Raw genomic sequence first — 1,357 nt, 5'->3', positions numbered from 1 at the left:
CGGCTACTACTGCGAAGTCCACAGAGAGAATGGGAGGTCGCTCGCGGCGGTGGTCTGACTCTGAAGTCCATTGACGCCGCTTGGTTGTCCTTGCGTGGATTTGTCGACTGGCGCCGCGAGTGACGTGCTCGACGTCACCGACGCGACGGCTGTGACTTCATAGGAGCTTGCACCCACAAGCTGCCCATCTCTGTTGTGTCCAACCGCCAACGCCGGTGACGCCACCCATCCACCCAGAAATAGAGGACGGCAATCACCAGCATGACAACCAAACCCCCATCTCGTCACATCGTCGCAGGAGTCGACACCCACAAACGGACCCATCACGCCGCAGTGCTGGACGCCAACACCGGAAAACTGCTCGCCGACCACGAGTTCGCTGCCACGCAAGCCGGCTACCAGAAACTGCTGTCCTGGATGGGTTCTCACGGAATCGTCATCAAAGCAGGACTCGAAGGGACCGGCTCCTACGGCGCAGGACTGCAACGCTACCTGCAGGCTCACGAGATCACCGTGATCGAGGTATCACGACCTAATCGCCAGGACCGGCGCCGACAGGGAAAATCCGACCCAATAGACGCCATCAACGCCGCACGGGCCGTCTTAAGCGAGTCCGCGACCACCACACCCAAAGCCCGCCAGGGCTACGTCGAAGCCGTCCGACAAATACGCGCCACCCGCCGCAGCGCGGTCAAAGCACGCCGATCCGCCCTCAATCAGATCCACGGTCTGCTGGGATGCGCGCCCGAACGACTGCGCGCGAAGTTATCTGGCTATGACCGGGCCGCGTTAGTGCTCCGTTGCGCACAACTACGCATCCCCAAAGACGCCGCCCTCGACGACCCCACCATCAACGCCCGCCGCATGCTGCGCCGCCTGGCAAAACGCATCCAGATGCTCGACGACGAAATCACCGAAGCCAACCAAGAACTCGACGATCTCCTCACCCGCAATACCCCAAACCTCTTGGCCATCAACGGCGTCGGCACCGAAGCAGCCGGCCAGATCCTCACCACAGCCGGCCAAAACATCGACCGGCTCAAATCCGAAGCATCACTAGCTCGACTCTGCGGCGTCGCGCCCATCCCCGCCAGCAGCGGCAACACCACCCGACATCGCCTCCACCGCGGCGGAGACCGCGACGCAAACAGCGCGATCCACCTCATCATCATCAACCGAATGCGATGGCACGAACCCACCAAGCGCTACCTTCACCGACGAACCGAACAAGGCAAATCCAAAAAAGAAGTCATCCGCTGCCTCAAACGAGCCGTCGTGCGCGAGCTCTACCGAGCCCTCCAAGCCGACCTCAACCCATCACTCGACACACTTGACGCTGCATAGGAGCATCCACGTC

Annotated in this window: 1 protein-coding gene; it reads left to right on the top strand. The window is 61.6% G+C overall.

Annotation, left to right across the window (positions count from 1 at the left end):
• Positions 1-261 precede the first annotated feature (261 nt).
• Positions 262-1,344: an IS110 family transposase gene (locus A5624_RS11180; protein WP_066866065.1), complete on the top strand. Its 1,083-nt coding sequence runs from the start codon at positions 262-264 to the stop codon at positions 1,342-1,344.
• Positions 1,345-1,357 lie beyond the last annotated feature (13 nt).

Origin of the sequence: Mycobacterium sp. 1482292.6, assembly GCF_001672995.1 — a bacterium.
GTDB classification, from domain to species: Bacteria; Actinomycetota; Actinomycetes; order Mycobacteriales; family Mycobacteriaceae; genus Mycobacterium; species Mycobacterium europaeum_A.
Note: the sequence above shows the minus strand (reverse complement) of the source record. Positions and strands in the feature narration are given on the sequence as shown.

Excerpts from the sequence above, each read along its gene's own strand:
- A5624_RS11180 (WP_066866065.1), top strand. The coding sequence starts at position 262 with ATGACAACCAAACCCCCATCTCGTCACATCGTCGCAGGAGTCGACACC.